The sequence below is a fragment of the Sphingomonas silueang genome, from assembly GCF_040049155.1.
In the GTDB taxonomy this organism is placed as follows: Bacteria; Pseudomonadota; Alphaproteobacteria; order Sphingomonadales; family Sphingomonadaceae; genus Sphingomonas; species Sphingomonas silueang.
In genome coordinates, this window is the sequence record NZ_JBDZDK010000075.1 from 1 (window position 1) to 2,558 (window position 2,558).

Sequence of the window (2,558 nt, forward strand, 5' to 3'; positions counted from 1 at the left end):
TGTGGAGGGCGGTGACAAACCAGGCCAATGGAGCGCCTGCGATTTGCTGAGCGCGGCGGTGTAAAAGCCGGCCATTGGTTAGGCTGCTCCTTTTGGAGCGGCCAGGGATGTTTGCCGTGGAGAGTTATGCAGCGGTTCGGCGCTTTGTGTTTGTGGAAGGGAACAGCCAGCGGGAGGCGGCGAAGGTATTCGGTCTGAGCCGGGATACGATTTCGAAGATGTGTCGGTTTTCGCTGCCGCCCGGATACACGCGCAAGAAGCCTGTAGCGAAGCCCAAGCTTGGGGCATTGCTACCGGTGATCGACGCGATCCTGGGAGAAGACCGGGTTGCTCCGCTGAAGCAGCGACACACGGCCAAGCGGATATTCGAGCGGCTGCGGGACGAGCATGGTTATGGCGGCGGCTACACGGTGGTGAAGGATTATGTGCGGCAGAGCCGGGCGCGCAGCCGCGAGACGTTCGTGCCGCTGGCGCATCCGCCGGGGCACGCGCAGGTGGATTTTGGCGAAGCGGTGGGGGTGATCGACGGCGTTCGGCAGAAGGTTCACTTCTTCTGCATGGACCTGCCGCAGTCGGATGCCTGCTTCGTGAAGGCCTATCCTGCGGAGACGACCGAGGCCTTTCTCGATGGGCACGTGTCGGCGTTCGCCTTCTTTGGCGGAGTGCCGTGCTCGATCCTGTACGATAACACGAAAATCGCGGTCGCGAAGATTTGCGGCGACGGCAAGCGCGAGCGCACGCAGGCCTTTACCGGGCTGGTCAGCCACTATCTGTTCACGGATCGGTTCGGGCGTCCCGGCAAAGGCAACGACAAGGGGAAAGTCGAAGGCTTGGTGAAGCATGCGCGATCGCACTTCATGGTACCGATTCCGCACGCCGCGAGTTACGACGCCTTCAACGCTGAACTGGAGCGCCGCTGTCGTATGCGACAGGAGGAACGGGCCGGTCGGCACAGCCAGACGATCGGCGAGCGGCTCGTGGCCGATCTGGCGGCCTTGCGTCCCTTGCCGATGGGCCTGTTCGAACCGTGCGAGACGAGGAGTGCGCGCGTGTCCTCGACCGCGCTGGTGCGCTACCGGACCAACGATTACTCGGTTCCGACCCGCTACGGCTTCCAGGATGTCGTGGTGAAGGGCTTCGTCGATCGGGTCGTCATCCTGTGCGGCGGCGAGGAGATCGCCCGTCACCCGCGCTGTTATGGTGAAGCCATGTTCGTGGCGAACCCGCTCCATTATCTGGCGCTGATCGAGACCAAGCCCAATGCGCTCGATCAGGCCGCCGCGCTACAGGACTGGGCCTTGCCCGAGGCGTTCCAGCATCTGCGTCACCTTCTCGAAGCCCGCATGGGGAACAAGGGCAAGCGCGAATTTATCCAGGTCCTGCGCCTGCTCGAGGCGATCCCGATGGAGGTGGTGACCTTCGCCGTGACCGAGGCGATCCATATCGGCGCCATCGGCTTTGATGCGGTCAAGCAGATCGCGCTGGCGCGCATTGAGCGCAGGCCCGCTAGGCTCGATCTTGCGGCCTATCCCCACCTCCCCAGAATGGAGGTGAAGACGACACGCGCCGCCGACTATGCCGCGCTCATACCGGGAATGGCGGCATGAGCCGGGCGAGCGAAGACAAAATGCCCGCCGGCACCACGGCAGGCACGCCGCAGGTTCTGCTCGCGCATCATCTCAAGCAGCTCAAGCTTCCCACAGTGCTGCGCGAATATGAGAAGCTGGCCCGGGAATGCGCGCGCGACGGTATCGATCATAGCCGCTACCTGCTTCGCCTCATCGAACTGGAACTGATCGACCGGGAGCGCCGAACGGTCGAGCGTCGGATCCGTGCCGCCCGGTTCCCGGCGGTGAAGAGCATCGACACGTTCGACTTCACCGCTATCCCCAGCCTCAACAAAATGCTCGTGCTGGAACTGGCGCGGGGCGAATATATCCTGCGGCGGGAAAACATCATCGCATTGGGCAACAGTGGGACCGGAAAGACCCACGTCGCGCTCGCCCTGGGGCTGGCGGCCTGCCAGAAAGGCTTCACAGTCGCGTTCACGACGGCTGCGGCTCTGGTGAACCAGTTGATGGAAGCCCGGGATGAAAAGCGGCTGCTCAAGATGCAGCGCGATCTCGCGGCGGTGAAGCTGCTCATCGTCGATGAACTGGGCTACGTCCCGCTCTCGCCCACGGGCGCCGAACTGCTGTTCGAGACCTTCTCCCAGCGTTACGAACGCGGATCGACGATCGTGACATCCAACCTTCCGTTCGAGGACTGGACACAGGTTCTGGGCTCGGAGCGCCTCACCGGCGCGCTGCTCGATCGTCTCACCCATCACGTCAGTATCCTCACTATGAACGGCGACAGCTACCGCCTCCGGCAGTCCGCCAGCCGCCGCCGCGCTGCCGGGGCGGAGCAAAACCAGGCCACCGCCCCCGAATAACCCGCCGCAAAACGGCAAATATGCAAAGGGCCCCGATCGGGGCCCTTTGCATATCATCCGCGCGCATCATCAGTGGCCTGCTTTTACTCCGCCACGCTGGCCGGAAATTAGACCGCCGTTGACA

At 63.3% G+C, this 2,558-nt stretch carries 2 protein-coding genes; both read left to right on the top strand.

The window, feature by feature from the left end; translation table 11 throughout:
- Positions 1 to 107: 107 nt before the first annotated feature.
- Entirely contained in the window at positions 108 to 1,607 is a 1,500-nt protein-coding gene (gene istA / locus ABLE43_RS23065; RefSeq protein ID WP_063977127.1) for an IS21 family transposase, read from the top strand.
- 20 nt (positions 1,608 to 1,627) lie between these two features.
- Positions 1,628 to 2,434 carry an IS21-like element helper ATPase IstB gene (istB, locus tag ABLE43_RS23070; protein WP_298195246.1) on the top strand — a complete coding sequence of 269 codons (807 nt, stop codon included), beginning with the start codon at positions 1,628 to 1,630 and terminating at the stop codon, positions 2,432 to 2,434.
- Positions 2,435 to 2,558: the final 124 nt, after the last annotated feature.